At 44.0% G+C, this 1971-nt stretch carries 3 protein-coding genes; all 3 read left to right on the top strand.

The genetic code is table 11. From position 1 onward, the window contains the following. Nucleotides 1-616, top strand: a 616-nt coding sequence (locus BM334_RS12705) for a hypothetical protein (RefSeq protein WP_177215100.1), incomplete at its 5' end; no start/stop codon positions are given. A 12-nt stretch (nt 617-628) separates the two neighbouring features. Next, nucleotides 629-1354: a HEAT repeat domain-containing protein gene (locus tag BM334_RS12580; RefSeq protein WP_092842203.1), complete on the top strand. Its 726-nt coding sequence runs from the start codon at nt 629-631 to the stop codon at nt 1352-1354. Nucleotides 1355-1513: 159 nt separating this feature from the next. Further along, nucleotides 1514-1971, top strand: a 458-nt coding sequence (locus BM334_RS12575; protein ID WP_143119036.1) for a hypothetical protein, incomplete at its 3' end; no start/stop codon positions are given.

The following is a 1971-nucleotide window of genomic DNA, read 5'->3' as shown; positions in this document are numbered from 1 at the left end:
CGCTCAGTTATCGAGTAATGGCAACGAGCAGCAGGCGCCCGTAACAAATAATCAGAAGGAAGCTTCTGAGATTGGTTCGCAGAACGACAGTACCAGTGTAGAAAATGACTCGTCATCAGGTGATAGTCGCTACTTAACCGCTAGCACTGATGATGCACAATTTCACTGGGATGGTAAGCACACAGACGGTCCGAAAACCACAAAAACAACAACTGAGTATGAAACAGATGTTGAGTTTGAGGGCACATTAGAAACGCTTAGGGCCACAAAGTATGAGTTGCAAACAACGCCTAGCGCAAACCTGCCTGACTTCACTAAAACTGGTGGTATACCTGTTGGTCCGGGGATTGATGTAGCTATTGATTGGAATAATTACGATGTGACATTTCAGGTTTACAGTTTATACGAAGTAACTACAACGCAAACTTCTTGGTCCCGTGAAACTGTAGCTATTAGTTCCATCACAGGCCAAAAAATTAGATACCACAGCAAAGTATCGCCCCCACCAAAAGTGGTTAGAACATCACTTGGTAGATATTGGACAATCAAGGGAAAAACTGGACAGAAGGTTGGCACAATGAAGTTCCCACTTCCTGTACCGATTCCAACCAGATAGCAGGATTATAATATGAATATTTTGAAATCAATTTTATTGCTGTGCATCGTTAGTTGCTCTTCTGGTGCTTCTGTACCACCTAAGCAGTATAATGATGTTGTCAATGCGTTAGTTGATGCATCAGCGACATATGACTCAATGGCGAATAAAAGCTTTGCCGACTCATCAGCGTCAGCCTTTTCCAGAAAATTAATTGCTGTTATTAATGCACTTAATAACAATTGGAGTATGGAGTCGGCAGAATATTATTCAAACTTTCTAATTCAGCTATGGAACATGGATGAGAGCTTTACAGAAAAAATAGACCCTTTTGTACTAAATCACCCCAAAGTCAGATTAGAAGTTGCCAGACTTATCGGGCAAGCCAACAAGATTTGTGCTAGTAATTTCGACGCAACTGTAATTGGTGATTATGTACGGAGTAACTTGCATAACTCTAACCCAAGCATACAGCTTTCGGCGATAAGGGCATTAGGTTCTGTTGGTAATGGTCAAGATGTTGAGACTCTACTAGGTATTGTGTTAGAGGAAAGAAATGGGTTTGCAGAACATGCTGCAAGCTCACTGGATTTGCTTCATGACAAGGGTGCCTACAGCGCATTGAAATCTGCTGTTAAACAAGTGAAAAGGGATGATTTGAAGAAATATATAACTGAAATCAACGAGTATTATGATGGCTCAATTCGGTTACCCGAAGGTGGCTGCATAAGCAACAAAGACTCCAAAGACAGCTTTTAATCACGCCCCCGGAGAGGGTGTTCAATATTCTGTGTCATGTCGGGTTCATCAGCATTAACATCAAACTGCGAACCAAGTCAGCCACTTGAGATATCTCCAAAGTTGATTGCACCGAGGGTGTAATCTGGCGGGCTTGTCCCCGGTTCACACGATGGAGTGGTGCAAAAGAACACAGTCGTCAATGGCACAATCTATAGTTCACGCACTGTATTTGATGGTAATTATGGTCGGGTGAAAGCCATTGAACATGCTAGCGGCATCAAGGTGGCGTATGACTATGATCGGTACGGCTATGTTTTGCGGGTGAAGAACGCTAGTTCAGGGTTTGTGTATCACGAGAATTTGCAGGCCGACGCACAACACAACATCACGCAAGCGGAAAAAAACAACGGCACCCTGTATGAAAACCGCAATTACGACGCTATCTCCGGTCAATTGACGCAGGTGAATGCCGCGAGCGCGATGGGCAATGAGCTACACTACATTGAATACACGTATGGTCGCTTCGGCAACCTTGCCAGCCAGAGCGTCCACAGCAACAACGGAGCGACCAGTACCAGCGAATGGTATAGCTACGATGACTTACACCGTTTAACGAGCAGTAGTTTAAGCTCGGG

Source organism: Pseudidiomarina donghaiensis, from assembly GCF_900116895.1.
GTDB lineage: Bacteria > Pseudomonadota > Gammaproteobacteria > Enterobacterales > Alteromonadaceae > Pseudidiomarina > Pseudidiomarina donghaiensis.
Note: the sequence above shows the minus strand (reverse complement) of the source record. Positions and strands in the feature narration are given on the sequence as shown.

What these genes read in the sequence shown, in the direction of transcription:
- BM334_RS12580 (WP_092842203.1), top strand. Translation starts at nt 629, where the DNA reads ATGAATATTTTGAAATCAATTTTATTGCTGTGCATCGTTAGTTGCTCT.